General features: G+C 35.3%; 28 protein-coding genes and 2 tRNA genes. 8 read left to right on the forward strand and 22 right to left on the reverse strand.

Annotated features, from left to right (window positions below; all coding sequences use genetic code 11):
• Positions 1-33: 33 nt before the first annotated feature.
• The 8 genes from asd to QZV68_RS05170 form a co-directional block, all read right to left on the reverse strand.
• Positions 34-1083: an aspartate-semialdehyde dehydrogenase gene (asd, locus tag QZV68_RS05135; RefSeq protein WP_296879224.1), complete on the reverse strand. Its 1050-nt coding sequence runs from the start codon at positions 1081-1083 to the stop codon at positions 34-36.
• Positions 1084-1092: 9 nt separating this feature from the next.
• Positions 1093-1914 carry a 4-hydroxy-tetrahydrodipicolinate reductase gene (gene dapB, locus QZV68_RS05140; protein ID WP_296879226.1) on the reverse strand — a complete coding sequence of 274 codons (822 nt, stop codon included), beginning with the start codon at positions 1912-1914 and terminating at the stop codon, positions 1093-1095.
• Positions 1915-1926: 12 nt separating this feature from the next.
• Positions 1927-2820 carry a 4-hydroxy-tetrahydrodipicolinate synthase gene (dapA, locus tag QZV68_RS05145; protein WP_296879228.1) on the reverse strand — a complete coding sequence of 298 codons (894 nt, stop codon included), beginning with the start codon at positions 2818-2820 and terminating at the stop codon, positions 1927-1929.
• Complete coding sequence (locus QZV68_RS05150) at positions 2817-4037, reverse strand: aspartate kinase (RefSeq protein WP_296879230.1); 1221 nt, start codon at positions 4035-4037, stop codon at positions 2817-2819. The genes dapA and QZV68_RS05150 overlap by 4 nt, the downstream gene beginning before the upstream one ends.
• A gap of 251 nt (positions 4038-4288) precedes the next feature.
• The gene (locus QZV68_RS05155) at positions 4289-4828 is read right to left on the reverse strand and encodes a 30S ribosomal protein S17e (RefSeq protein ID WP_296879232.1); all 540 of its coding nucleotides are present in this window, start codon (positions 4826-4828) and stop codon (positions 4289-4291) included.
• Between the two features lie 25 nt (positions 4829-4853).
• Positions 4854-6296, reverse strand: coding sequence for a succinylglutamate desuccinylase/aspartoacylase family protein (locus QZV68_RS05160; protein WP_296879234.1), 1443 nt, complete (start codon positions 6294-6296; stop codon positions 4854-4856).
• Positions 6293-7159 (reverse strand): shikimate kinase, encoded by an 867-nt coding sequence (locus tag QZV68_RS05165; protein ID WP_296879236.1) that lies wholly within the window; start codon positions 7157-7159, stop codon positions 6293-6295. The genes QZV68_RS05160 and QZV68_RS05165 overlap by 4 nt, the downstream gene beginning before the upstream one ends.
• A gap of 2 nt (positions 7160-7161) precedes the next feature.
• Complete coding sequence (locus tag QZV68_RS05170) at positions 7162-8241, reverse strand: glycosyltransferase family 4 protein (protein ID WP_296879238.1); 1080 nt, start codon at positions 8239-8241, stop codon at positions 7162-7164.
• Between the two features lie 151 nt (positions 8242-8392).
• Here QZV68_RS05170 and QZV68_RS05175 point away from each other — a divergent pair, with 151 nt between their 5' ends.
• Both QZV68_RS05175 and QZV68_RS05180 read left to right on the forward strand, forming a co-directional pair.
• On the forward strand, positions 8393-8860 hold the full coding sequence (locus QZV68_RS05175; RefSeq protein ID WP_296879240.1) for a DUF2115 family protein: 468 nt from the start codon (positions 8393-8395) through the stop codon (positions 8858-8860).
• 25 nt (positions 8861-8885) lie between these two features.
• Positions 8886-9431, forward strand: coding sequence for a DUF2115 family protein (locus QZV68_RS05180; protein ID WP_296879242.1), 546 nt, complete (start codon positions 8886-8888; stop codon positions 9429-9431).
• On the opposite strand, the gene cbiD is transcribed toward QZV68_RS05180, so the two are convergent.
• Positions 9428-10510 carry a cobalt-precorrin-5B (C(1))-methyltransferase CbiD gene (cbiD, locus tag QZV68_RS05185; protein ID WP_296879243.1) on the reverse strand — a complete coding sequence of 361 codons (1083 nt, stop codon included), beginning with the start codon at positions 10508-10510 and terminating at the stop codon, positions 9428-9430. The two genes, QZV68_RS05180 and cbiD, sit on opposite strands and share 4 nt — an antisense overlap.
• 32 nt (positions 10511-10542) lie before the next feature.
• The gene (locus QZV68_RS05190) at positions 10543-10803 is read right to left on the reverse strand and encodes a thioredoxin family protein (RefSeq protein WP_296879246.1); all 261 of its coding nucleotides are present in this window, start codon (positions 10801-10803) and stop codon (positions 10543-10545) included.
• Between the two features lie 131 nt (positions 10804-10934).
• Here QZV68_RS05190 and QZV68_RS05195 point away from each other — a divergent pair, with 131 nt between their 5' ends.
• Positions 10935-13016, forward strand: a complete 2082-nt coding sequence (locus QZV68_RS05195; RefSeq protein ID WP_296879248.1) for a DEAD/DEAH box helicase — start codon at positions 10935-10937, stop codon at positions 13014-13016.
• Between the two features lie 26 nt (positions 13017-13042).
• On the opposite strand, the gene QZV68_RS05200 is transcribed toward QZV68_RS05195, so the two are convergent.
• A complete protein-coding gene (locus tag QZV68_RS05200; RefSeq protein ID WP_296879250.1) occupies positions 13043-13342 on the reverse strand; it encodes a DUF2098 domain-containing protein in 300 nt (99 codons plus the stop codon).
• Between the two features lie 25 nt (positions 13343-13367).
• On the reverse strand, positions 13368-13643 hold the full coding sequence (locus QZV68_RS05205; RefSeq protein ID WP_296879252.1) for a PRC-barrel domain-containing protein: 276 nt from the start codon (positions 13641-13643) through the stop codon (positions 13368-13370).
• 111 nt (positions 13644-13754) lie between these two features.
• Here QZV68_RS05205 and QZV68_RS05210 point away from each other — a divergent pair, with 111 nt between their 5' ends.
• On the forward strand, positions 13755-15419 hold the full coding sequence (locus tag QZV68_RS05210) for a tRNA uridine(34) 5-carboxymethylaminomethyl modification radical SAM/GNAT enzyme Elp3 (RefSeq protein WP_296879254.1): 1665 nt from the start codon (positions 13755-13757) through the stop codon (positions 15417-15419).
• A gap of 57 nt (positions 15420-15476) precedes the next feature.
• A complete protein-coding gene (deoC, locus tag QZV68_RS05215; protein WP_296879256.1) occupies positions 15477-16196 on the forward strand; it encodes a deoxyribose-phosphate aldolase in 720 nt (239 codons plus the stop codon).
• Between the two features lie 96 nt (positions 16197-16292).
• Here the strand turns inward: deoC and QZV68_RS05220 are convergent.
• The 7 genes from QZV68_RS05220 to tes form a co-directional block, all read right to left on the reverse strand.
• A tRNA-Phe gene (locus tag QZV68_RS05220) sits at positions 16293-16365 on the reverse strand.
• 3 nt (positions 16366-16368) lie between these two features.
• Positions 16369-16440, reverse strand: a tRNA-Val gene (locus QZV68_RS05225).
• 159 nt (positions 16441-16599) lie between these two features.
• Positions 16600-16797 (reverse strand): histone family protein, encoded by a 198-nt coding sequence (locus tag QZV68_RS05230; RefSeq protein WP_296879273.1) that lies wholly within the window; start codon positions 16795-16797, stop codon positions 16600-16602.
• A 145-nt stretch (positions 16798-16942) separates the two neighbouring features.
• A complete protein-coding gene (locus QZV68_RS05235; protein WP_296879258.1) occupies positions 16943-18220 on the reverse strand; it encodes a tRNA (N(6)-L-threonylcarbamoyladenosine(37)-C(2))-methylthiotransferase in 1278 nt (425 codons plus the stop codon).
• Positions 18221-18223: 3 nt separating this feature from the next.
• The gene (locus QZV68_RS05240) at positions 18224-18850 is read right to left on the reverse strand and encodes an HVO_0476 family zinc finger protein (RefSeq protein WP_296879260.1); all 627 of its coding nucleotides are present in this window, start codon (positions 18848-18850) and stop codon (positions 18224-18226) included.
• A gap of 24 nt (positions 18851-18874) precedes the next feature.
• Positions 18875-19360, reverse strand: a complete 486-nt coding sequence (hacB, locus tag QZV68_RS05245; RefSeq protein WP_296879262.1) for a homoaconitase small subunit — start codon at positions 19358-19360, stop codon at positions 18875-18877.
• A 92-nt stretch (positions 19361-19452) separates the two neighbouring features.
• A complete protein-coding gene (tes, locus tag QZV68_RS05250) occupies positions 19453-20958 on the reverse strand; it encodes a tetraether lipid synthase Tes (RefSeq protein WP_296879264.1) in 1506 nt (501 codons plus the stop codon).
• A 342-nt stretch (positions 20959-21300) separates the two neighbouring features.
• Here tes and QZV68_RS10245 point away from each other — a divergent pair, with 342 nt between their 5' ends.
• The 3 genes from QZV68_RS10245 (at position 21301) to QZV68_RS05260 (ending at position 23380) form a co-directional block, all read left to right on the forward strand.
• Positions 21301-21525 carry a hypothetical protein gene (locus QZV68_RS10245; protein WP_363136996.1) on the forward strand — a complete coding sequence of 75 codons (225 nt, stop codon included), beginning with the start codon at positions 21301-21303 and terminating at the stop codon, positions 21523-21525.
• Positions 21483-22637, forward strand: coding sequence for an NCS2 family permease (locus tag QZV68_RS05255; RefSeq protein ID WP_363136998.1), 1155 nt, complete (start codon positions 21483-21485; stop codon positions 22635-22637). Before QZV68_RS10245 ends, QZV68_RS05255 begins: the two co-directional genes overlap by 43 nt.
• A 182-nt stretch (positions 22638-22819) precedes the next feature.
• A complete protein-coding gene (locus QZV68_RS05260) occupies positions 22820-23380 on the forward strand; it encodes a CDP-2,3-bis-(O-geranylgeranyl)-sn-glycerol synthase (protein WP_296879265.1) in 561 nt (186 codons plus the stop codon).
• Between the two features lie 28 nt (positions 23381-23408).
• Here QZV68_RS05260 and QZV68_RS05265 read toward each other — a convergent pair whose 3' ends face one another.
• From QZV68_RS05265 to QZV68_RS05275, 3 genes are all read right to left on the reverse strand, one after another.
• Positions 23409-24431, reverse strand: a complete 1023-nt coding sequence (locus QZV68_RS05265) for a hydantoinase/oxoprolinase family protein (RefSeq protein WP_296879267.1) — start codon at positions 24429-24431, stop codon at positions 23409-23411.
• Between the two features lie 2 nt (positions 24432-24433).
• On the reverse strand, positions 24434-25525 hold the full coding sequence (locus QZV68_RS05270; protein ID WP_296879269.1) for an ATP-grasp domain-containing protein: 1092 nt from the start codon (positions 25523-25525) through the stop codon (positions 24434-24436).
• On the reverse strand, positions 25509-25909 hold a 401-nt coding region (locus tag QZV68_RS05275; RefSeq protein WP_296879271.1), incomplete at its 5' end, for a UDP-N-acetylglucosamine 2-epimerase. The genes QZV68_RS05275 and QZV68_RS05270, both read right to left, overlap by 17 nt.

Genomic DNA, 25909 nt, shown 5'->3' on the forward strand with positions numbered 1-25909 from the left:
ATTAAAAAAAATAAATAAAAAAAATTGATAAAATTAGAGTATTTTATCATTTATCAATTCAGCATTCAATATAGAAGCTCCAGCAGCACCACGAATAGTGTTATGACCTACAAGCACATATTTAAAGCTGTTATCAAATACTTGGTCTTTTCTTAATCTGCCAACACTAACAGCCATACCGTTACCTGCATTCCTATCCATTCTTGGTTGTGGCCTGTTTTCTTCCTCTTTTATAATCACAGGATTTTCAGGAGCTGAGAATAAATTAAGTTCTTGTGGCAATCCTTTAAAGTTTGCCATGCTATCTTTAACATCAGCAATGTCAAAGTCATCATCCAATTCTATGAATACTGCTTCGGTATGACCATCAATAACAGCCACCCTATGACATGATGCACTCAATTTGAAATCTGCACGTACAACATCATTTCCGTCATAAGAACCTAACAGGTAAAGGGATTCACTTTCCATCTTTTCCTCTTCCCCACCAATATAAGGAACAAGATTGTCTACAATGGCCATTGATGGAACACCATTGTATCCTGCACCAGATACGGCCTGCATGGTTGATACTCTAACTGAATTAACATTAAAATTATCCACAATAGGTTTTAATGTTAAAGCTAAAGCAATAGTGGAACAGTTAGGATTGGTAACTATGAATCCATCCCAGTCATTTTCCTTTTGCTGAGCATCAATCATATCCAGACAGTCCGGATTGACTTCAGGAATTACCAATGGAATGTTCTTTTTCATCCTGTGTGCACTCGCATTACTTGCAACAACATAATCCTTTGCAAATTCCTTTTCAACTTTTAGCGCAAAATCTGTAGGGAGAGATGAAAATACAATATCCACATCATTGTCCATAGCATCAGGATTAGTTTCTGTAACTATAATGTCCCTGACTGATTCCGGCATTTCATTATCCATATACCATGTAGTTGCATCCTCATACCTTTTTCCTGCGGATCTAGATGAAGCCGCCAAAGCAGTAATTTCAAAATCAGGATGATTGGCAAGCAATTGTATGAACCTTTGACCAACCATTCCAGTTGCACCTAAAACTCCTACATTAACCATAATAATCACCTATTCTAAACCTAAAACATCATTCATACTGCTTACAACACCTTTTTCGGCAGTAGGAACAAATCTGATAGCTCTGATAACACCGGCAATGAACACTTCCCTTGTATGTGCCTGATGTTTAACTTCCAATCTTTCACCGTCACCAACAAACATTACAGTATGGTCACCGACAATGTCTCCACCACGGACTGCATGAATACCGATTTCCTCTTTGGTCCTTTTGCCAACCATTCCATGTCTTCCGTAGATTCCCACTTCTTCAGGATCACGTTCAAGTGCTTCTGCAATCACTTCAAATGCAGTAACTGCAGTTCCGGATGGTGCATCCTGTTTCTGATTGTGGTGAGCTTCGATAATTTCAATATCAAAATCATATAACAATGGGGCTAATTTCTTTAAAGTGTTGAAAAAGACATTAACACCAATAGCCATGTTTGATGAAATAACTGCTGAAACATTATTGTCCTTAATGTTTTTAATGTTTTCATCCATCTGCTCTTCGCTGAATCCAGTTGTACCAACAACAACAGAAACCCCGCATGAAGTAGCTCTTTTGATTGTATCTACAGCTGCATGAGCAATTGTGAAATCAACAAGAACATCAGCGCCGGATGTCTTTAATGCATCCTCAAGATTTTGAGAGCCTGTGATTTTAACACCAATTTCACCGATTCCAGCTTGAACACCCGCATCCTTTCCTTCGAGAGGAGTATTCGGAATTTCAATAGCTGCAACAACTTCCATATCTTCTTGTTCTGAGATTTTTCTAATAATACCGGAGCCCATTCTTCCTGCAGCCCCAGTAACTGCTACTTTAATCATGATAAAACCTTTTTAAATTAAATTAGAATCTTTCAATGCTTTTTTAAGAACTTCCAAGTTTTCTTCTTTCATTTCAACTAACGGCAATCTGAAAGGTCCTGAAGGAAGACCCATGAGATTCATTGCTGTTTTGACAGGTACAGGATTACTTTCGATGAAAAGAGCCCTGATTAATTCAACCATTTCATAATGAAGTTCCATTGCCCTTGTATAGTCATCGTTTAATATGCTGTCAACCATAAGAACCATTCTTCTTGCATCAATGTTAGCTGATGCGCTGATAACACCTGTTCCTCCGACTGCCATTATAGGCAATGTTAAGGAATCCTCACCGGAAAGGATATTGAAATCGTCTTCAATCCCTTCATGCTGGAGTGCCCTGTAAATATCAGATATTTTATCAACACTTCCGCTAGCTTCCTTAATAGCATCAATATTATCGATTTTAGCCAATTCCACAATGGTTTCAACAGACATGTCAACGCCTGTACGGGACGGAACATTATAAGCAATAATTGGCAAGTCCGCCTTTTCAGCAACAAATCGGTAATGTTCAATCAAAGCGTGTTGCTGAGGTTTATTATAGTAAGGAGTGATTAACAATGCAGCATCAGCACCTGCATCAGCAGCATACGCAGTTAAATCAGCAGCTTCATAAGTAGAATTACTGCCTGTTCCTGCAATTGTTTCTACCCTGCCATCAACTTCATCGACCAAAATATCTATTACTTTTTTGTGTTCATCATGGTCAATTGTAGCAGACTCACCTGTGGTTCCTGCTCCAACCAAACCGTTTACGCCCTGGTCTATCAAATAATTTATATTAGACCTGAAACCTTCTTCATCAATATGCTCGTTTTCATCAAATGGAGTTACCATTGCAACATATGTTCCTTCAAATTTCATTCTAAAACCTCTTTAATTAATTCGTATGCTTTTTCACCATCTTTCCAATCTACAAATAGCACAATTGCTGTTTGTGATGAAATAATTTCTACAATATTAATTTCTGATTTTCTTAATGGTTCAGTAATATCAGATATGATACCCGGTTTTTCAATGATATCAGGACTGAAAAATGTAATCATTGCAGTATCTCTTCCCAATGACAATGAACTTAAAACGTCAGTTTCTACAACAAATTGGTGTAATAAATGATATGCCTTGTTTGAATCGGATTTATTTACAAAAGCTGACATTGAGTTCTGAGCTGCGGAAATACCGAAGATATTAATATCCTCTTTAGCAAGACATCCACTTAAACCGGCAAACAATCCGCTTTTTTTAATCATGCCCTCACCAACGACAGCTATAAGAGAAATAGGATTTTTATAAAGTGATACACCTTTTAGCAAATCTCCTTCATAGGGACCAACGATACGAGTACCTTTGGAAGTTAAATCCCCATGAGCGAAATTTATAATTTTGGCATTGATTAGAGGATCTTTATAGGTCAATGCATGAGGATGGAGAACCTGCGCTCCATGAGTGGCCAAATCCCTCATTTCCTCAACTGAAATTTCATCCAATAATTTGGCGTCCTCTATCTTATTCGGATCAGTTGACATGACACCATCCACATCAGTGACGATAATTACTTCATTAGCTTCCAAACAATGTCCTATCAAAAATGCTGAAACATCACTTCCCCCTCTTCCAAGTGTGGTAATTTCACCTAGAGGACCTTTTCCTAAAAATCCACAGATTACAGGTATGATGCCCTGATTAAGTAAGGTTTTGATTCCTTCCATTTTAATTTCAGTGGATTTAAAATCGATTTTAGCCTCTAAAGAGTTAGAATCAGTAATGACCGGCCATAATTCATGATAAGGATCAATATATTCAGACTTGACACCTAATGACTCAATAGCTGCGGAAAATAACCTTACACTGGTCAATTCACCCATTGCCACAATTCCTGCTCTTTGCTTATCAGTTAATCCTGCGCCAACAGCATCATCAGACAATCCAATAAGCTCATCGGTAGATTTATTTACTGCAGAAACTACAACGACAATTTGATTACCTTTCATATATTCATTAACAACAGACTGGGCTGCTTTCTTAATTCTGGAACCGTCACCAACCGAGGTTCCTCCAAATTTTGCTACTAATAAATCCATAAGTTCACCTATTTCATTAGAAGTTCATTGAAATTTTGTTAAAATATCCAATAAATAAACTATTCATATATATTTCTATATAACCATATTAATAAACTTTATACTTAAACAAAACGAAAAAATATCAAAAAATTAAACTAAATTTCAAAAAAGTATAGTCAATATTATACAAATAATTGGACAATCTGTTAAAAAATAGAACATTAAAAAAAAGATTAAATAAAAAAAAGAGTAAGAAATATGAAAAAAGCTTATTCTTGAGTTTGTTCTAATCTCACAAGCCTTGTTACATATCCAGCAATTTTATTTCTTAAATGTTTAGTACTTACAGTAGAGTATTCTTGTACTAATTTTTTGTTTTCTTCAAAATCAGTAGTGAAAACACCTTTGTGAGTTTCAATAAGTTCTTTTGCTAAACGTTTAACAAATGAAGTTCTAATATTAGTTTTACTTAAAGTGGTCAGCATATCAATGATTTGATCAATAATATCCGCATCAAGATTTTTTTCTTCAGAGGCTTTCTTAATTTTTTTATGTATTGCATCTTCCCTAGACTTATCATAAATTGGAATACCCAAATAATCCTTTGCAAGAACAATATCTGCAGCAAGAGAAGTTCTCTGAGAGATCAAATCCAATAATTCATTATCAATTTCATCAATGCGATTTCTAGACTTTTTAAGAAGTTCTTCAGCTTCTTCTTTATTTTTAAACGATTTTATCTCATAATCTTCAGCCAAAAAATCACCATTTTTGATAATAATGATAATAATATAATTTATTATTATCATAGTATTTAAACTATATGTTTAATACTCATATTATCGAACTGTATCTTAAAAACTGATACATCATTTTATAAGATAGTGCTGCATTTTCATGTGAAACTGTATTGACGTTGCTTATAACCTCACAAAGTACTGATGGAACACCCCTATAATTGGCCCAATCGACCAATGTCCAAAGGTGAATGCCTCCAGGATAATGGAATCTCTTGTGTACACCGCATGATTTTGCCAAATAATTTGTAAGCTTTTCGCACTTTTTCGTATGGTCAAAACCTAAAACAATATTCAGGCCAGGATCTCCCGGACTTTCAGTGCTGTGGAAATCACCATAATAATCACATTTCAATTTAACAATCAGATTAACAATCCTATTTGAAACTGTTCCTCCCACATCGGCTACCCTATTGAAATCAAATTCAGTCAATCTTAGCTGATGGTAAGCGGCCTTTATATTAACAAAAGGAATGACATAAACCGTTCCTTTAATCGGCTTTACAGACAGATATTTAATCAATTTCATCACTGCAACTTGAGGAGGAATCTCATTTCCATGAACTCCTGCAGTAATGAAAACTGATTTGCCCTTTCCTCCTTTAAAAACCAGCAAAGGCAAACCGTGTTTGGTTGCTGCAACCGCTTTTTTAACCCAATAATTATTAGGCATGTTTTTTCTAATTAATGGAATTTTAATGTGATCTCCAGTAATGCCCCATTTTAAAATTTTCAATGAAATTCTATTCTTGACAATGTAAAAATTCTTGCCATGAATCCCCTTGACATGATAGCGTATCACATGCTTTCCTGAATTATGATTCAATTTCAATGTGGCAATACCTTTATTATTGGTGTATCTTCGAAAAGCTTTTTTATCTACTCTAAATTTCACCAATGTTCTTTTCATTGCCTTTCCATAATTATCAACAACCCTCAGCTTATAATTAACCCTTTTGCCATAGACAGTCTTGATATTTTTGGATGATGTTCTTGATTTGAACAATTTGATTGTGCGTTTGGTTGAAGAATCATCACAAATTACCTTAATTTTATAATTTCCAGGTTTAGAATGGATTTTCAGGGATGCAAAACCCTTTTTATTAGTGAATTTATTGTATGTTTTACCTTTAAATTTAAATTTAACCTTCTTATTGAAAACCGGATGCCCTTTAGTGTCTACAATTTGAACCTTGTAAACCGGCTTGTATTTATAGTATGCTACGAGATTTTTGGATTTGATGAGGATTTCCTGTGAAACTGTTGAATTACTTTCATTATCGTTGTCTGAAATATTATTCCCAACATTGAAATCATCTGACGGAACATATTCCTCAGAGGAAACATTTTCCAATGGATAATCGTTTTCAAAGTTGTTATCTGCACAAATTAATCCGTCATCAGTTATATTTTCAGATGCGGAAACGGCAGAGACTGATAGGAACAATATTATAATCGAAAAAATTAATGCTTTTTTCATAGTTTAATACAACCCCTATTATCTACATTTGTTTTAAAAACTTCACCTTCATACCTGCCCCATGATTGAGCAACATCATCAATTGTTTCATTACTAACAACAGCTACAAATGATGAACCGGTTCCCGACAGTCCAGAAGCAATTGCACCTGCCTCCAGTGCATCAATTGCAATTGATGAATCGAATCCCAAAGTTGCGGAATAAATCAGCCCGTTTAAATTAAGAGCCTTAAAGTAATCTCCCTGTTTTGCGAAATTAAATGCTGTTTCAACTAATGGTGCCAATAATTTCATCCTTTCGGGATTTGAATCTCCAGATTTTGAATAGAAATTAGGCATATAAACCAAAATAGGATAATCGTCCATTTTTTCTTTTACTATAAACTCCCTATTCCTATTGTCAGTTACAACAACACCTCCAAAATAAGATGCTGTTGCATCATCAAATGACCCTGTAATTGTAACTCCAGCATCAAGGGATGCATCAATAGCCATATTTATAATCTCCAAATCTGTAAGTGGTTTAAAATCAAATTCTTCGCAGATTATTGAAGAAGTAGCTTTGACAATTACGTTTGATGAAGCGCTACTGCTTGAAAGACCAGATGCCATCGGAAGACTTGATTTAGTTTTTAAACTAATTCCAAAATCATCCTTATCAATGCCATAATAGTCAAACACCTTTTCGGCGCACAGTTCCATTAAATAGTTATCAGCACCAACATCATTTGAACATTCGATAGAATCAGATGAAGTTTTTGCTTCGCATACAATATCCAATCCAATACCGAATGCAGAACCGAAACCTGTTGCTATTGCATTGATTATGGTTGCTGAACCCGGTGACCTAAAAGTTGCTTTCATAATTAAACCTCATCATATGGAATAGTTACAGTGGAAAAGTCCATTGCCCTATCTCTTGCATTCAACGACAACATATACCTAAAATCATCGTCCCCAATTACCTTATCGATAGCCATAGCAATTGAAGATATTTTATTCGGATTGACAAGCAAACCGACATGCTTTGTTATGATTTCAGTGATTCCTCCAACATCACTACCAATAACAGGTTTGCCACATGCCAACGCTTCGATTAAAACCAATCCGAAGCTTTCAGAGTAAGAAGGTAAAATTAAAACATCACAGCTAGGTATGATGTTTTCAACATCATCCCGAGATCCTGTGAAGATCACATCACGTATATTTTCCTCTTTAACTTTCTTTTTGAGTTTTTTGAATAGCGGACCGTCACCTACAACAACCAAATAATAATCTGTGCTTGAAATCTTTTTAGCTTCCAGAAGGGAATCAACATTTTTTCTTTTGATTAGATTGCCTACAAAAAGAACAATTGGCTTGTCGTACAGCTGATATTCCCTTTTAAAATAATCATTTCTCCCATCTGAAAACTTATTAATATCAACAGAGTTCCATGACAATCTGGTCTTATCTGAAATGCCTTTAACTCCAGTAGCAATAATTTCATGCCGTAACGCATTACTAACTGCCAAAACTACATCCGCACCTTTCAAAACCTTTTTTATGGTTGACCTCATTAATGGCTGTTTCTTATATACTTCAAACATGTCTGAACCGTGTGCGGTTATATAAGTCTTTATTCCATACTCCCTGCCAACCTCAACAGCAGCCGCACCGGCGGGAAACAGATAGTGCCCATGAATAATATCAATATCCTCCATCTCAACAAGATTTTTCAATGCTTTTTTTGCATTCATCTTGAACATCAAACCCCTAACACCAGGAATATTAAGCCCTTTAGTACCTATAACATGTATTCCATCGATATCTTTAATATCCTTATGGGGATAAGTGATTACATAAACTTCATGTCCTTGGCGGACAAGTTCCTTTGATAATGTATGAATATGAACACCAACACCACCAACATGAGGTGGAAACTGACCAACCATAGCTATTTTCATAAAAATTAACTCCTTTATTAATATTATATTTTAAAATTGTTGCATAAATAATATTCTAATTAAAATAGTACCAAAAAAGAAACTAACATATAATACCATTTAATTAAATTTACTCAAGATACTTAAATTCTTTAAAAAAAAGGTGTACATCATGAAAGCAACTGAACTACTTGAAGAGATTAGAGAACAACTGAAAGATTATCCTATTGAATATCTCAGAAATAAAGTTACAGATGACCGATACAAGGATCCTCTAACAAAAAAACTTGCCAAATACAATTCAGAAACCTGGGACGAAATTTTTGCCCTGAATATTTCTGAAGACTACGAAATTAAAGATGTGGTTATCGAAAATATCAAAAACGACATAGATTTTTATTTTGAAACATATGCTGGAGGAGATGAAGAAACAAGGGAATTTACAAAATACATCTCCCTCTATTTGGCATTGATAGCTAAAAGGCCTTTGCATCCTGTTGGAGATAATCCAACAAAAGATCAGGTCTTTTTAGAAAATGGAGAATATAAATGCAAAACCCGAATCATAAGTATCAAAGATGAAAATTCATTGTGCCGTTATTGTGTCTGTAAAAATGCAGGCTATTCATTTGGATTCTGAATTAAAAATTTAATGGAGTTTAATTATGTCGGATGAATATTTGGAGATGTGTGCTGATTTTTCAAATCTCATAGCAAATGATGAAAGCATATCGGGAAATTCACTTTTTGAAATATTGAAAAAATATTCATCAAACATTTCCGTATTTGACATGATGGCATTCAGTTCCCAAGTGATTGAAGAAAACAAATATGTTCAGGAAAATTATAGGGAAGATAGCCAAAAATCATATATAGAGTCTTTTTTATACCGGGTAAAAGACATTCCCCAAGATACATCAGATTACAGCAAAAACATTGACAGACAATCATTAGATAATGCAATCACCACTTTAAAAGTAAACCATGCCGGCGAGACATCAAAAAGCAAAAACCTGCTGATTTTTTATATTGCTTCACTATACGCCACATTTCTTTTAGAAGAGCCAATTCACCCTGTTGGAACCCCATTTCCAGGATCCCTAAAAGTTGAACAAAAAAACGGAACATTCTATTGTCCTGTAAGGGATGCAAATATCGACACCCCAAATGCCGTATGCAACATCTGCCTTGCCGAGCAATTAGAGTTCTAATTGATGAATTTCATATTATCGTTTAGATAATTGCCTTCCATATCAACCAATACAACATTCAAATCCAAATCAAAACGTTGCATACACCTTTCACGAATAGCTGATGCAATACTGTTGCAAACTTCTAAAGACATGTCAATTTCATCCAGGATAGACATCATGTCATCAGTTGTTTTGGAATCAAACAGCATCTGAAGATGTTTTTTATCTACACCACAAAGGGCTGCATGAGTAACCATTATTTCACGCCGGCCGTCAGCCACTGCGTGTTTTGTATCGAATATTCCCCCAGCAACTTTTATTAATTTGCCAATATGGCCGAAGTAAGTGAATTTGACAATTCCCCTTTTGGCCGCCTCTTCAAACATGAAACCTACAAAATTACCCGTTTGAACAACTTGTTCTTTTGTGATATCTAAATTACTCAAAGCCAGCTTTTCACCAATGTTTCCGGGAACAAAAACAAGATTTTCAACATTTGATGCCAAAGCCACATCCAATTGGGTGACAATGGAATTTTTATATGCTTCACTGGACATTGACCTTGCAATGCCTGTTGTTCCAAGAACTGATATTCCACCAACAATCCCCAACTTGGGATTCATGGTCTTTTTAGCTATTTTTTCACCCTCTGGAATGGAAATAGTAACTTTAGCAACTTTATCCTTAGGAACTTTATCTTTTAAATTATTAACAATCATTTTACGAGGAACAGGATTGATTGCATAATCGCCAACAGGAATTTGAAGACCAGGTTTTGTAATTATGCCTACACCTTCACCGCCGGTTATAATGACTTCATCGGAATCATCGTTTCTGTCCAAAAGTTCCACAGTAGCAACAATAGCCAAATCTACAGTGACATCAGGATCATTGTACGGATTTTTATGAGCTACAGCATAAGCTTTAAAAGAAGATACTCGTTTGCACTCATCAATAATGATATCTAATGTTTTTTTAGGAGTTTCGACTTTAACGCAAGCAATTTCTTCAGATTCCAAAAGCACATCCAATGCCGCTAAAGAACAAGCAGTAGCTACAGTACCTGTTGTAACTCCAGTATAATTATCATTAGTCATTTTATAAAAAAAAGAATAAAAAAAGAGCGAATCTATAAAGATTCGAGTTTTTCTATAAGTTCATCCTCAGTTGGAGCACCTACAAAAGCGACTTCACCATCTATAACAATAGTAGGTACTGCCATGATTTGATAACCAATAGCTTTTTGTCTGTTTTCTTCATTTTCATCTATTTTTAGAACTTCAACATCAATGGCATCGCCCAATTTATCTTTAGCGACTTGAGCAGCATCAATAGCTGCAGGGCAATGAGGACATGAATTTGTTGAAAATACTTCTACTTTAATTGCCATTATTTTAATCTCCTTTAATTTAAGTTTTATTTAAACCTAATTTATAATTAGTTATATATAACTGTTACCACCCATATTACTTTTCAAATGCTCTACAAATATTTATTTATTAATAAGAAAATAAAATTTAATTGATTAAAATGGAAAACTTACCAACTGATATAAAAAAAATAATTAACAGCGCATATCCATACATTGAAGAGTTCAATCCTGCCCAAAAGGCAGTAATCGAATCAGGATATCTGGATGACAAATCAAACTACATCATCTGCATTCCAACAGCAAGCGGAAAGACAGTTTTAGGAGTGCTTCCCGCACTTAAAACAATACTTGCAGGTGGAAAAGCAGTTTATGCCGCACCTCTCCTATCAATACAAAATGAAAAAGTAAAAGAATTCAAAGCCTTTGAGGAACACGGCATCAATGTAGGCAAACATCCGTCCAGCGCAGATTTATCAGTTATGGTTTTTGAGTCATTCGATGCGCTTACAAGATTTTCATGGGATGCGCTTCGAGATGTGGATACACTAATTATCGATGAATTCCACATGATTGGAGAATTTTCAAGAGGACCAACCCTTGAAGCTGCAATAACAAGAGCAAAAATAATTAATCCTTCCATGAGAATAATTGCGTTATCTGCAACCTTGAGGAACATAGAGGAGATTGAAGGCTGGCTTGAAGGAAAATGCGTTGAGCATGACTACAGGCCGGTTCCGCTGCACAAGGAAGTGCTTGATGCTGAAATGTTCAACACAAAAAATAAGAATGACGTTGTCGTCAAGGTAATTGAAAAGGCGATTGACGATAAGTCACAAGCATTGGCTTTTGTCTCAACAAGGAGATTTACCGAAAGTCTGGCAACATACGTTTCTGGAAAAATAAACAAGAAAATCAACAAGGTGCAGAGGGAAAAATTCAAAGAGGTTTCCGAAAAGCTTCTCGAAGTTCCCAAAAAGAAAGGATCACTTCCAACAAGCACCTGCCTCAAACTGGCGGAAGTTGCTGAAAAGGGCGTTGCATTTCACCATGCAGGACTTTTCAATGAACAGAAGGAAATTATTGAAGATGAATTCAGAAATGGAAACATACTCATGATTACAGCAACTCCAAGCTTAATGTATGGAGTCAATCTACCGTCAAAATCAGTTGTTATAAGGGACCACACCCGCTGGACAAGTAACGGCCCACAATCAATTCCTGTTTTCGATTATGAGCAAATGTCCGGAAGGGCGGGAAGGCCACAATACGATGACGTAGGATATTCCTACCTCATTGCAAAAACAATGGATGAAGCAATGAACCTTGAGGCGTTCTACATTGAAGGAGACATTGAACTGACAAATTCAAAATTGGTCGACAATAAGGACGCAATCTACAGGCAGATTATTGCACAGATTGCCTCATCACTTTCAAAAAATCTGGATGACCTAACAGATTTCTTCGGAAAGACACTTTACGGATATCAGATGAATAACAATCCGTCAATGTCATTTTTTGCCGAAGAAAGCCTGAAATATGAACTTGAAACAGCATTGAACTTTTTGCTTAAAAACGGAATAATTAGAGCAACACCAGAAGGCCTTAATACAACAGAATTCGGTAACCTGATAGCCCGGTCAAATTATACTGTTGAAACAGCAGTGAAAATCAAGGAATATCTAAACGGCATGAACGAATTCAACCCAGATGAATTCATATATGCCTTGTCCGAAACCCCTGATTTGCCATTGATTACATTTAAAGGAAGAAAATCAAAAGATCCTGTCCAGGAAAAACTGTCTGAATCAGGACTATTTGCTGTGGATATCGGAAATCCTGAGGCAACAACTGTTTCACTGATTGAATGGATTAATGAGAGAAGCGAATATGATATAGAAAACAAATACAATGTCTATTCTGCATCTACAAGAAGGTCCGCTTATGAAGCTTCCAGACTTGTGATATTTGCCAAAAAGACATCTGAAGTTTTAGGCGAGTATTCCTACCTGAAAGACTTTGACTTCCTTTCAGCAAGATTATACTATGGAGTTAAAGAGGATATCATCCCATTGGTCGTTGGAGTCAAACGTCTCGGAAGAAAAAGAGCCAGAAATGTGGTTCAAATATTCGGAAACGATTTGACAGACATCTCCGAATCAGAGTTACAAAAAATAGATGGAATAGGTCCAAAATTAGCTTCAAAAATCAAACTGTTTGCAGAAAACAATTAAAAATAAAATAAAAAAAGTTGAGGAGATTAACCTCCTCCTTCAGCAACATTAGAGTCCATTTGCATATTTTCAAAGTCTAATGATTGCTTTTTCAATGCATCAATATCAATCTCATCATCACCATCATCAAAGGATTCTTTCTTTAAATCCTTATCATCAAGCAATTCCACTAATTTTGAGCGATACCATAATTCAGTTTTTTTAATTCTTACCCAATCAATGCCATCTTTAGTTTTTATATCAATAACTTCACCGATAGTTCCAGTATCAACATATCTGACATGATTGCCAAGAGCAATTTCCTTATCTCTTGCATCAAGAACCATACTAAAACCTATAGATTAAATAAATTTATTCATCTTCGATTTCAACAGTAGTAGTTTTAACTTCTTCTTCTGCATCTGCTTCTTTAGGAATTTCTTTGTTTAAAATGACATATGCGCCAATAGTTGCAATATCCTCAAAATTGATTTCAAGTTCATCTTTAGAGAAGATATTTTTTTGCAAGGTTAAAACAACAGCACCTATTTTACCGGTTTCAGTGTCAAAATCTACATTGTCAATTTTTCCTACTACGTTTGCATTTTTATCTAATACAGTAGAACCTATAAATTCTTTAATTTTCATAGTATCACCTTTTTATTATAAAATTATATTTGAATATTATATAATAAAACATTAACTATTTAAATGAATCGGATATATAAAATTAACTATTAATTAACAAGGTGTAAAAAAATGGAAAAAGCATGTCGAACAATTATTGACGATATTATAAATGGTAAAATATCCACTCGACGTGAATTAGAAGTCGAAAAAAGACAGCTTTGCCGTGATTTAAAGTTATCACGATTTATGAGTAATGCCGACATTTTGGAATATGCGAAACCTGAAGAAAAGGAAAGAGTTTCTGGAATTCTGAAGAAAAAACCGACCAGAACAATGTCCGGTGTTGCTATTGTTGCAGTAATGTGCCACCCTCACAAATGCCCTCATGGAAGATGCTTTTACTGTCCTGAAAGCGATATTGCACCCCCAAGCTATACTGGTGAAGAGCCTGCAGCATTAAGAGGGAGGATGTACGAATTTCATCCATATATTCAATGTTTCAATAGGTTAAAGCAGCTTAAAAAAATAGGCCATCCAATTGACAAGGTTGAACTGATCATAATGGGAGGAACATTTCCCTCAAGAGATTTATGTTATCAGCAATGGTTCACTTCACAATGCCTTAAGGCAATGACCGATTTCGGATTAATAATTGAAAACAAACCAGACAATTATGATTATAACCTAGACCTTGATGAAATCAGAACATTCGAAAAAGGAATTCTTAAAACATATCCTCCAAACGATTATGTTTTGATTGATGATGTTCAAAGGGCAAATGAGAATTCAAAGGTAAGATGTGTTGGAATGACATTTGAAACACGTCCAGATTACTGTAAAAAGGAACATATCAATAGAATGTTGGATTTTGGAGTTACGCGAGTTGAACTGGGTGTTCAAACATTATCCGACGATTTGTATGTTAAAATTAAAAGAGGGCATACAATAGCTGATGTTATCGAGGCAAATCAACTTTTAAGGGATTCAGCGATAAAAGTAGCTATGCATATGATGCCAGGACTGTTCGTTAACGAAAAGCAGGATTTAAAAATGTTCAAGCAGCTGTTCACTGATGAAAACTTCAAGCCAGACATGCTTAAAATATATCCCTGCCTCGTTACTGAAGGAAGCGAGTTGTATGATCTATGGCAAAACGGAGGTTATGAACCCTACAGCGATGAAGAGGCCGTCGAGCTGATTGTCAAAATAAAGCAGATTCTTCCAAAGTGGGTTAGGACAATGCGCATTCAAAGAGACATACCATCAACATTAATTGAAGCAGGCGTTAAAAAGTCCAACCTTGGAGAACTCGTTTACAATAGGCTGGAAGAGGAAAACATCAACTGCCAATGCATAAGATGCCGTGAAATTGGCCACAAGAAGACATCACAAGAATACACTTTGGATGATTTCGAAATGTTTAAGGAAACATATACCGCATGCAACGGTGAAGAAAACTTCTTATCCATTGAAGATGTGAATGAAGAAAGTATTGCCGGATTTTTAAGGTTGCGCTTCCCATCCAAAAATCATTTCCGAGGAGAAATCAGCGACAAAACAGCTCTTGTGCGTGAACTGCATGTTTATGGAAATATGATAAAAATTGGCGGTAAAAATCCTAAAATAGGTCAGCATACTGGATTTGGTGAAAAACTTCTAAAAGAAGCTGAAAATCTCTCCATTGAAAATGGGAAAGATGAGATAGCTATCATTAGTGGAATAGGTTCCAGAAATTATTACCGCAAATTCGGATACGAAAGAGTCGGACCATACATGGTCAAAAAATTAATATGAAAATATTTAAATAGTTCATTCGTATATATACTAACTAATTATGTGAGAGTGATTATCATGTACAATATAAAAAATTCAAAAGAATTAGCAGGATATATCAATTATTCTAATTTAAATAATATCATCTCAGAAGATGAAATGAAAGAATTTCTTGAAAAAGCAAAGGAATTAAACTTTAATTCAGTCATCGTTTCACCAACATATGTCACATTAGCAAAGGAAATTTTAGCTGGCAGTGACATTAAAATTGGAAGCGTTGTTGGATTCCCTCTAGGTTTTGAAGATAGCGAAAGCAAATTGGCAGAAACAAAAACCTTGATTGATAAAGGCATAGACGAACTGGAAGTCGTAATCAATTTAAGCCATTTGAAAGATAAGAAATATGGCCTGATTGGAAAAGAAATTGAAGCGATAAAAGAAGCTATGGGAGACAAAATTTTAAAAGTCAACATTGAAGTCAAAGCACTTGACGATGCTGAAAAATCTGCAATTGTCCAGGTTGCTGAAAAAGCTGGAGCAGACTTTGTAAAAACCGCAACAGGATTTGTAAGCCCATGTCACATTTACGAGATTGTAAACGACATCAACATCATCCAAAAATATGCTCCAAAAATTAAGATTGATATTTATGGCGGTATAGACAGCTACAAAATAGCCAACCAAGTTTTAACTGCTGGAGCAGATAAGATTACAAGCAATTACGGTTACGAAATTGTAAAACAATATAAAGAATTAAGAGAAAACACACAAGTAAAACCAAAACCTATTACCTTATAAACACGACCAAAAACCATCACCAAAAATACTATTTTTAAAAATTTATCGATAAAATAATCAGGATAATAAAAAAACTAAAAAAAAGAGTTAAAAGGATGCCATGGGCCGGACTTGAACCAGCGACATCTAGATCTTCAGTCTAGCGTTCTCCCATCTGAACTACCATGGCATATGGACCGAACGAGATTCGAACTCGTGATCTCCTCCACGTCAAAGAGGAATCATACCCCTAGACCACCGGTCCTATACAACATACAATAATTTATCAAAAGTAATATATAAATCTTACTAAAATAAAGACCGGACTATAAAAATAATTTAAAAATAAAAAAAATTGACCAAGAAAAATGGCCAATAGATTTTATTATATAAAGCTTTTTTTGAAAATAATCAATTAACGAATCTATTTGATTGCTAATTTGATATCTTCAGCTTTTACAGTTTTTCTACCAGCGTGGCGTGCGAAATTTACAGCTTTTTGTGCGATTTCGTCACCTTTTTCTTCTAATGCTTCAGCTAATGCAATTTTTGCATCATCACTAATTCTTTGTGCGCCAGCATTTTTTAAGACACAATAGTATATAAAGGTATCGGTAAAAATGAATATTCTACCCCCATATTTTAGTAGTGCCCCTATCGTAAAATACTTTTGAAAACTAGAAAAAAATATAGATATTAATAATAATTAAAGGATAGAAACTGGGCGTAAATATGAAAATAAGAATAATTAAATATAAAAAAAATTATTATTGAGCTAATTCGCTTTTAAGATAAGTTGCAGTTGCTTCAGTTATCTTTACTTCAACAAAAGTTCCTAACTCAACATCATCAACAATAACTGGAATATATGAATTAGTTTTTGCAATGAATCCACCTTTAGAACCTTTTTCAACAACCAATACTTCCTGATAAGATCCTACCAATTCACGGTTTTCTTCTTCAGTTATTTTTGATTTTATTTCAGATAAAAATTTGGAACGTTCCTTCATGATGTGACGGGGAATTTCCTTAAGTGAAGATGATGCCGCACCTTTCCTGTGCTGGTATTTTGACAAATGAATCAAACTTGGCTTCACATTCTCCAGAAGTTCAACAGTCAAATTGAAATCCTCATCAGTTTCAGTCGGATATCCTACAATGACATCCACAGCCAAAGTCAAATCAGGAATTTCACTTTTGAATCTAGACACGATATCCAGATACTGATCGATAGTGTGACCCCTTCTCATTTCAGATAAAACCTTATCACTGCCAGACTGTATCGGCAAATGTATAAAATCATATACCTTCGGATGTTTCATTGCATCGATTATTTCATCAACTTCACCCATAATGTTTTTAGGGTGCATCATTCCAACACGAACACGAAAATCTCCATCCAAATTAGCCACTTCTTTGATTAAATCAGATAGTTTTTCACCACTGTCCCTTCCGAAAGCTGCAGTGTCCTGGGCAGTGAGCTGAATTTCACATGCACCATTTGCAATGGCTTCCTTTGCTTCATCAACAATATCACTAATAGGATAACTGTTCAACGGTCCTCTGGCAAAACGAGTGCAACAGAATGCGCATGCACCCAAACAGCCTTCACAAATTTGTATGATATGAATTAGACTATCATCAGTAAGTTTAGGAACTCCAACTTTGCTTTCTTTTGTAAAACCTGTTTCACGAATAACCTCACCACAATATGCGCCGCTGACAACCTCGGCAGATTTATTCAACTGGTGCGGTCCAATCCATGAACAGTTCGGTCCGATCTTATCCAACTTTTCAGGGTCTATTTCAACCATACATCCGCTGACGATAATCTTCTTGTCGGGATAATCCTCCTGAAGTTTTTGAATTTTGTAAACGACCTTATTTTCAGTAGGCAACTTAACATAACATGTGTTTACAATAATGACATCAGCCTGTTGGATAGAATCAACTATCTCTATCTCATTTTCTACAAGAACTCCAGCCATAATTTGTGCATCAGCCTTATTGAATGTACATCCGTAAGAATCAATATATACTTTCATGCTTTATTCTCTAATAGTCTTTTTGACAATGTCTTTTGTTAAGTCATAGTCGTAATTGTTGAATTTGACAGGTTTTGAGTAAACCCTCTTAATTATTCCGGCTTTTGCAAAACCGGAAGTGAGTTTTCTTTCCTGAGTTTTAATAACATGGACCTTTACGATGTGTTTTTCAATTTTAACAATATCTCCAGGAGCTATTTCAAAATCCCTGTCCAAGTCAAGTTTATATGAATCCACATCCCCATGCAAATCTACGGAAAATCCGATACGTGCAGGAATTTCAACAGAAGATGCCCAAATAGTACTTACATCTTCAATTATAGATTTATTGACCCTTTTATCGTTTACTTCAATGCTGGTCACTTCAACCTGACCCAAATCTGAAAGTAAAGTGTCTCCAACTTTCAGTTCATCACTTGGAGATAAGTCAATAGTAGTCTTATGAGATTTATCCTGTTCTGAAATAATTAATCTGTATGGTTTTGGTTTTTTAGCTGAAAACATGTCCTTAAAAACATGTCCACATTCTTCACATTTTAATAAATATTCTTCCATAATCTTTTTCTTGGATGATATCTGCTTTGATTTTAATATTACGACATCATCTGAACCACAAATAGGGCAATCCATCTTTATGCCTCCTAATAAAATAAATTATTCTTTATCATTCAAATAATGGTTAACTAGACCATCATCTTCTAAAATTTCCAACATGAACTCCTTGAATGGTTCAAATGTAGCTGATTTCCCACTGGTTTCATTAACCAATGTTCCTTTTGACAGGTCAATGCTGATAATGTCGCCATCATTTGCCTCAATATCTGAAACGATTACAGGCAAGCCAATGTTAATTGCATTTCTATAAAATATTCTTGCAAATGATTTGGCTACAATTGCATCTACTCCTGCCGTTTTGATAGCTACAGGAGCCTGTTCTCTTGATGAACCACAACCAAAGTTTTCATCGGCAACAATGATATCCCCTTTTTTTACATTTTCAGTAAAATCTGGCCTTTCTCCTTCCAAGACATGGTCTGCCAAATCCTGAGGGTTGAATGTTCTCAAATACCTGCCGGGGATGATTACATCAGTATCAATATTTTCCCCAAAAGTCCATGTTTTTCCTTTAATAATGTCCATTATTATCACAATAAAAAATTAATCAATAAAAAAATGAAAGTATTTGGAATTTGCCAAATACTAAATAAGTTAGGTGATTTTTGTTTGAGTTTTTATTTCTTTTGTCTTAAAGGTTGAGCGAATTTTTGCTCCACGCTTTCACGGTACAATGAATTCATAGTACAGAACGGGATGATTCTGCCATCCGGAGTTGCATAATGGATAACACATTTTTTAACCCTGTCCCGGTCGAAGTTGAACGGATCCATGAAATGCATACATGAAATAAGCATTGCATCTTTGGAGAAGTTACCTAAAGCATCATAATCTCCCCTGGCAAATACATTAATCAATGTCCTAGTAATATCCAGTTCTTCAGGAGATTTGCTGGTGTGAACCATTTTAGGAAGGTTTCCAGTTAAACCGGCTAAAACCCTTTTGCGGGACCCGAATTTTCCTTCCTTAAGTTTTATATTATACTCTTTCAATTTGTTGAATAAGTCATCCACATCAATAAAGTCAGTAATCGGGATTAATTTATCCTTGCCCGGACCATCTGTTTTTTCTCTAAACACATATGTTGCAATTCCACAGTGTTCATGACAGTTCAATGTAACTTTAGCAGTATCCTCTTCATCCAATAATGATATGAACTCTGCAATCGGCTCAACAGAGGATGGTGGATAAAATGAACTGGTCGGAACTTGACCGTCAGTTACTTCATCAATTAAATTAACAAAATCTGAGATTGTAATTCTTTGCTCTTCCACATGGTCTGCCGGAGTCCTTCCTGCAAATGAAACAGGCTGGAAGTTAACACCGTAAATATTTTCACTATGGTCAAAGGCAAACTTGATAATTTCACCAACCTGATGGTCATTGACTCCCTTAACCAATGTAGGTACAAGAACAATACCTAAACCCACTTTCCTACAGTTTTCAATGGCTTCAAGTTTGAATGGAAGTAGATCTCTACCCCTATTATTAATATAAGGTTCTGGAGTTACGCCATCAAAAGCAAGGTAAACAGTATTTAATCCTGCTTCTTTCAATTCTTTTGCCAAACTTTCCTTTTTAGCCAATCTTATACCATTAGTTGCAATTTGTACGTGAGTAAAACCTTCTTCTTTTGCCATTTTAACAAGTTCAACTATATCTTTTCTTACGGTCGGTTCTCCTCCGGCATATTGAATAGCCGGACATGGATGAGGTTTTAGGCTTCTCAAGTTTCTAAGCATCGCTCTGATTTCCTCTTGAGAAGGTTCATATTTATAACCTGCAACAGCCGCATTGGCAAAACAAACAGGACATCTTAAATTACACCTGTTGGTTACATCAATCAAACCTAGAACTGTAGAAGTTTCATGTTTGGAACATAAACCACAGTTGCTAGGACAACTTGCCACATCTTCAACAGAAGGATTTTCTATATGGGAAATTGAAGGAACATATTCCCTAACTTTGTCATATAATTCCTTATCGCTCCAATATGTGTTAATAAATTCCCCATGCTCATCGCAAGTTTTTTTGATTAAGACTTTGCCGTCTTCATCATAGACCTCAGCATCCAATGATTTACCACACTCAGGACATAAACTTTTTGTATCTTTAATTTTCAAAAAAATCACCCTCACTAACAATATAAATTATTAGTAAAACACTTACATAATATACTATATTTAAATCAATATTATATTTATACTTAATTGGAAATTTTAGTAAGGCATTGCAGATGCACCCTCTCTTTTAAAGTGAATATTATTATTTATCCATTATACTATAGAAAACCAATTTACACTGCTAATTTAAAATTTTTTAAAACCAAACTTGAATATAAACCGACATAAACAATATTCATAATTATCCGAATTACTAAATTAAAAAAATAGGAATAAGTTAAAATACTTTACATTATAGAAATAACATTATCTCAAAGTTAATTTATTTTGCCAAGGGAAAATATGTTGGACAGTTATTTTAAATTAAAAGAACATGGAACAGATTATAAAACCGAAATAATTGGAGGCATTACCACTTTTCTTGCTATGGCATATATTTTAGGATTAAATCCAACAATGTTATCGGCAACTGGAATGCCTGCAGCAGGAATATTCTTTGCAACTGCCATTTCGGCAGGAATTGCATGTATTGTAATGGGATTGTTATCGGATATCCGGTTGGATTAGCTCCAGGTATGGGAATTAACGCACTATTTACTTATACAATTGTACTTGGGATGAAATACTCCTGGGAAGCCGCACTAGCTGCAATATTCCTATCAAACATGATTTTTTTAATACTTGCCGTTTCAAAAATACGAGAATCTATTATAAATGTCATACCCCTTGATTTAAATATAGGCATTGGTGCTGGAATCGGATTTTATCTTGCATTCATAGGACTTTCAGATTCGGGAATAATAAGATCAGATCCAACAACACTAGTTTCATTAGGAAACTTATTTTCACCGCCAGTATTGCTCGCCCTTATTAGTTTTTTTATCACTTTAATATTATACCTTAGAAAAGTAAAAGCAGCAGTATTCCTTGGAATGATTATCACATCAATCATTGGATTGATTATGGTATCAATGGGATTTGGTGCAGGAAACGAATTAATGCCGGCATTACCTAAACAAGCAATAACTACCACCTTTGATTTAACATTATTTGGCGGATTTACAAGAGGATTTGGAGAATTATTCTCAAATATACCCAATTTAATCATAATATTATTCACCCTTGTGTTAATTAGTTTCTTTGATGCAACAGGAGTATTAATTTCATTAGGCAGAGAATGCGGATTACTTGATGAAGAAGGTAAACCTATAAGAATTAAAAAAGCATTACTTTCCAATGCTTTAGGAGGAATTATAGGTTCAATTTTTGGTACAAGCACAGTTACCACATTTATTGAAAGTGCAACAGGCATTGAAAGTGGAGCAAAAACAGGTTTAACAGCCATTGTAATCGGCATACTGTTTATTCTATCAATTTTCATTTCACCGTTAATCCTGTCCTTATTTAAAATATCTGTTACAACTTCAGCTTTAATAATTGTTGGTATCCTGATTATTACACAATTAAAAGCTATTGACTGGAATGACATGACGGTTACTTCCACCGTATTTATGACAATAATTATGATGATATTGACTTATTCGATTTCTTTAGGCATTGCATGGGGATTCATAATATATACTGTTGGAAAAATTGCTACCGGAAAATTCGAAGAAATCAATGTGGGAGTATGTATACTGGCGATTATATTTGGAATTTACATATTCTTTGGACTTTAACTCACTTATGTGAGTTTAACCATCATTTTTATAATTTAAATAATAATAGCAAAAACAAAATCAGCTGTAACTGACGCAATTACTATGATGAAAAACCAATTTTTAAATCATATAATGTTACAACTTAATTAATATATACTACCTCTAACATATATATACTAAAATAGAATGGAGAAAACTTAATGGAAATAGGCATCTTACTACTGGGTTGTTTGACAACATTATACTTCATACTCCCAGCTTACTTTTCAAACGGAGGAGCACTTGCATTCGGCGGAGGAACACCAGTCGATTTCGGAAAGACAGACAGCAAAGGCATTAGATGGATAGGTGACGGAGTTACTTGGAGAGGCCTTGCTGCAGGAACACTAATCGGAATGCTTACCGGAGCAATCCAAGGATACCTTGCCCCATTTATACTTCCCTCAATAGGACCATACCTCATAACCCCAATAGTGACCGATGTATCCAGCGGAATACTAATAGGATTCCTTCTCGGTTTCGGTGCATTGCTTGGAGATGCACTGGGTAGCTTTTTAAAAAGAAGAATTGGAATTGGCAGAGGAAAGCCTGCACCATTCCTTGATCAGCTTGATTTTATAATAGTTGCATTGATATTGGTTTCCCCAATAGTTAAACTAAACCTGTTATTCGTTGTAACTGCTATCCTATTGACCTTAATTATACATCTGATAGCAAACGGAGGAGCTTACCTGCTCGGAATAAAAGATGTATGGTACTAAAAAAAATAGTTTTTAGAGGCTTATACCTCTATTTCAAATACTTGTTCATCATCACTGCAGTTCCGACAGCCGGCGCAACGACACATTCTTCATCAGTTAAAACATCACCCATGGACTTAACTTTAAGTCCAAGCAATTCAGCAGCTTTCTTATCTAAAATATCTTTGCCCAAACCAGTTGTTACAACCAAATCAATGCCTTGTGTTTCATGAACTTGTTTCAAGCCATCTGCAATCTGTTCAACTTGCTTTTGATGTATGAATCTGCACATTTCAATAACCTCATCCATAGACAGCATTTCCAAATCTGCACAGACAACACGGGCAACTCTTTTTGCACAGTCTATTTTTGATTTTGACTCACCATCAAAAGTGTCGCAGACATAATCATCTTCACTTATCAAATCCAAAAGCATATAAACATCAGCGGTTTGCGCAAACAATTCTGAAGCAACTCTATATTCTTTTCCCTTCAATTCCACCTTGTCCAGGAAACTGGCCAAATTTGTCCTCAATGTTCCTGTATAAACCAGCTCTCCAGTAGCAGACCTGTCAAAATCAGATTTGCCAATAGCACACTCCTTACCTCCTTTGACCGGTATGATGTCAGTTGTTGTGCTTCCTGTATCTATGAATATACAGTCATCTGAAATCAGAGTTGCAATCTGAACTGTAGCAATCCAATTTGCCGCAGCTGCCTTAAGAGGGTCTTTTTCAGTTCCTTCAATTGACATCATCCCCTCGATTCCCACATAAGCGACAGGACAGTCGAAGGTTTCTTCGCATTTTTTAGCCACATCCAGAACACCCTCTTTTTTAGTGTCATATGCATCGACTAGTTCTGCAGTCATTGAAATTCCAACAGCATCTATTTCACTTATCGGACAGATATTTTCAATCAGTTCTACCAGAACTCCTGACAAATCGTCGTTGTTGCTCCACATTGGAAGATATGCAAAATCAACTTCAATGCTTTTGATTTCTTCACCGTCAAAATCGATTACCGCCAAATCAGTGTTTGCTCCACCGATGTCAAAACCAGCTACTTTCATGATTAGATTCTCCTAATTTCCAGATTGTCTCCGGATTTTTTGAATTCCACTTTTCCATCAAGGGAAACATCAATATCATCAATACTTACATTTCCATCAATCAAATCAATTATTGATTTGCCTATATTGAAATTGGCAATTTCCTTAAGTCCGACATAAGGTGTTGTGAATCTTGAATTGATTTCTAAAAGATAGACTGAATAGATATCCTTTTCATCGGCATTGATTAACAGGTCAACACCCACAAATCCTTTCAGGCCATCAATTGATTCAACTGCCTTTGTAGCTATCTCAAATGCCTCATCACGATATTCACTTTCAAAAGGCAACTCTCCACCAAGATATCTTGCCTTATCATCTTTAAGCTCTACGAACTGCTTGTTTAAACTTATTGGAATTGCCTTTTTGCCATCTGAAATCAGGCTGACACTAATATCTGTTCCTTCAACGTATTCCTGAACTATGACTCTGGAACCCGGACGGAATATTTTATCCAAATCCAAAGTTAAATCTTCAATTTTTTCAATTATGACAATATCCTCACAATCCACACCTGTCAAAGGCTTTATAATTAATTTCAACTGTGTTAAAGGATCTTCGGCTTGCCATTTTTCATGTAAATTTTCAATTGCCCTTTTCCAGTATCCTTTAGGGTCTATCTTAAAGCGAAACGTCCTTGGCTGAGGAACTATATTGGAAAGAGCCTCATAGGACAGTGACTTATCCGAAGATTTTAGGCAGGCATCCGCTGAAGAGTTATATATTTCAACATTATTTTTCTCAAGGATTTCAGTGATGTTAAAAAGATTGTTGTCGTTTTCTGCAGATATGAAAATAGCCTTTGTGAAATTTTCTGCATTGTCCTTCAGCCAGTCGACAACATCAACATCTATGAAAATCGGATTGACATTTTCATAGTCCTTAACGGCACCCTCATAAGATTCGTTAATGACCAAATCAATATTAAAATCCTTCAAATCATCTAAAAGTGCAAATATCAGAGCTTCTGCTTCTGAAATTATGCATTTGTCCTTTTCGCCAGAAGCAGTGAAATATTCAAATACCAAAATTGAATCATTATTCTCTTGCATCATAAGTAATCATCATACCTTTTATTTTTAATTCATCTCTTGGGAATATCATTTTTTCGCCGTCAAACACCATGCGTACCAATGCATTTTCAGCGTCTTCAAATTGGCTGACGGTGACATCTTCATCGATTTTTGCCATTTTTCGTGTAAATGAAGACATGATGTCTTCAGGTGCAACGATATTTAAAAGACCATCATTGTAGTACTGCTCTATTGCATCAACTGTCTTTTTGGCAGCATCACCCTCACCGTATGGGTTTTTGGCGCTTCTCATTTTATCGGCAAATTCCTTATCGTTCACAATCCGATCAACATTTTCAAGAATTGCATTTTTATCCGCCCCGACAAGAATATTGCCCCCTGCAGTCACAGTTTCCGGTCTTTCGG

The sequence above is a fragment of the uncultured Methanobrevibacter sp. genome (assembly GCF_902801725.1).
Taxonomy (GTDB): domain Archaea; phylum Methanobacteriota; class Methanobacteria; order Methanobacteriales; family Methanobacteriaceae; genus Methanocatella.

Excerpts from the sequence above, each read along its gene's own strand:
- asd (WP_296879224.1), bottom strand. The coding sequence starts at position 1,083 with ATGGTTAATGTAGGAGTTTTAGGTGCAACTGGAATGGTTGGTCAAAGG.
- dapB (WP_296879226.1), bottom strand. The coding sequence starts at position 1,914 with ATGATTAAAGTAGCAGTTACTGGGGCTGCAGGAAGAATGGGCTCCGGT.
- dapA (WP_296879228.1), bottom strand. The coding sequence starts at position 2,820 with ATGAAATTTGAAGGAACATATGTTGCAATGGTAACTCCATTTGATGAA.
- QZV68_RS05150 (WP_296879230.1), bottom strand. The coding sequence starts at position 4,037 with ATGGATTTATTAGTAGCAAAATTTGGAGGAACCTCGGTTGGTGACGGT.
- QZV68_RS05155 (WP_296879232.1), bottom strand. The coding sequence starts at position 4,828 with ATGATAATAATAAATTATATTATTATCATTATTATCAAAAATGGTGAT.
- QZV68_RS05160 (WP_296879234.1), bottom strand. The coding sequence starts at position 6,296 with ATGAAAAAAGCATTAATTTTTTCGATTATAATATTGTTCCTATCAGTC.
- QZV68_RS05165 (WP_296879236.1), bottom strand. The coding sequence starts at position 7,159 with ATGAAAGCAACTTTTAGGTCACCGGGTTCAGCAACCATAATCAATGCA.
- QZV68_RS05170 (WP_296879238.1), bottom strand. The coding sequence starts at position 8,241 with ATGAAAATAGCTATGGTTGGTCAGTTTCCACCTCATGTTGGTGGTGTT.
- QZV68_RS05175 (WP_296879240.1), top strand. The coding sequence starts at position 8,393 with ATGAAAGCAACTGAACTACTTGAAGAGATTAGAGAACAACTGAAAGAT.
- QZV68_RS05180 (WP_296879242.1), top strand. The coding sequence starts at position 8,886 with ATGTCGGATGAATATTTGGAGATGTGTGCTGATTTTTCAAATCTCATA.
- cbiD (WP_296879243.1), bottom strand. The coding sequence starts at position 10,510 with ATGACTAATGATAATTATACTGGAGTTACAACAGGTACTGTAGCTACT.
- QZV68_RS05190 (WP_296879246.1), bottom strand. The coding sequence starts at position 10,803 with ATGGCAATTAAAGTAGAAGTATTTTCAACAAATTCATGTCCTCATTGC.
- QZV68_RS05200 (WP_296879250.1), bottom strand. The coding sequence starts at position 13,342 with ATGGTTCTTGATGCAAGAGATAAGGAAATTGCTCTTGGCAATCATGTC.
- QZV68_RS05205 (WP_296879252.1), bottom strand. The coding sequence starts at position 13,643 with ATGAAAATTAAAGAATTTATAGGTTCTACTGTATTAGATAAAAATGCA.
- QZV68_RS05210 (WP_296879254.1), top strand. The coding sequence starts at position 13,755 with ATGGAAAAAGCATGTCGAACAATTATTGACGATATTATAAATGGTAAA.
- deoC (WP_296879256.1), top strand. The coding sequence starts at position 15,477 with ATGTACAATATAAAAAATTCAAAAGAATTAGCAGGATATATCAATTAT.
- QZV68_RS05235 (WP_296879258.1), bottom strand. The coding sequence starts at position 18,220 with ATGAAAGTATATATTGATTCTTACGGATGTACATTCAATAAGGCTGAT.
- QZV68_RS05240 (WP_296879260.1), bottom strand. The coding sequence starts at position 18,850 with ATGGATTGCCCTATTTGTGGTTCAGATGATGTCGTAATATTAAAATCA.
- hacB (WP_296879262.1), bottom strand. The coding sequence starts at position 19,360 with ATGGACATTATTAAAGGAAAAACATGGACTTTTGGGGAAAATATTGAT.
- QZV68_RS10245 (WP_363136996.1), top strand. The coding sequence starts at position 21,301 with ATGTTGGACAGTTATTTTAAATTAAAAGAACATGGAACAGATTATAAA.
- QZV68_RS05255 (WP_363136998.1), top strand. The coding sequence starts at position 21,483 with ATGTATTGTAATGGGATTGTTATCGGATATCCGGTTGGATTAGCTCCA.
- QZV68_RS05260 (WP_296879265.1), top strand. The coding sequence starts at position 22,820 with ATGGAAATAGGCATCTTACTACTGGGTTGTTTGACAACATTATACTTC.
- QZV68_RS05265 (WP_296879267.1), bottom strand. The coding sequence starts at position 24,431 with ATGAAAGTAGCTGGTTTTGACATCGGTGGAGCAAACACTGATTTGGCG.
- QZV68_RS05270 (WP_296879269.1), bottom strand. The coding sequence starts at position 25,525 with ATGATGCAAGAGAATAATGATTCAATTTTGGTATTTGAATATTTCACT.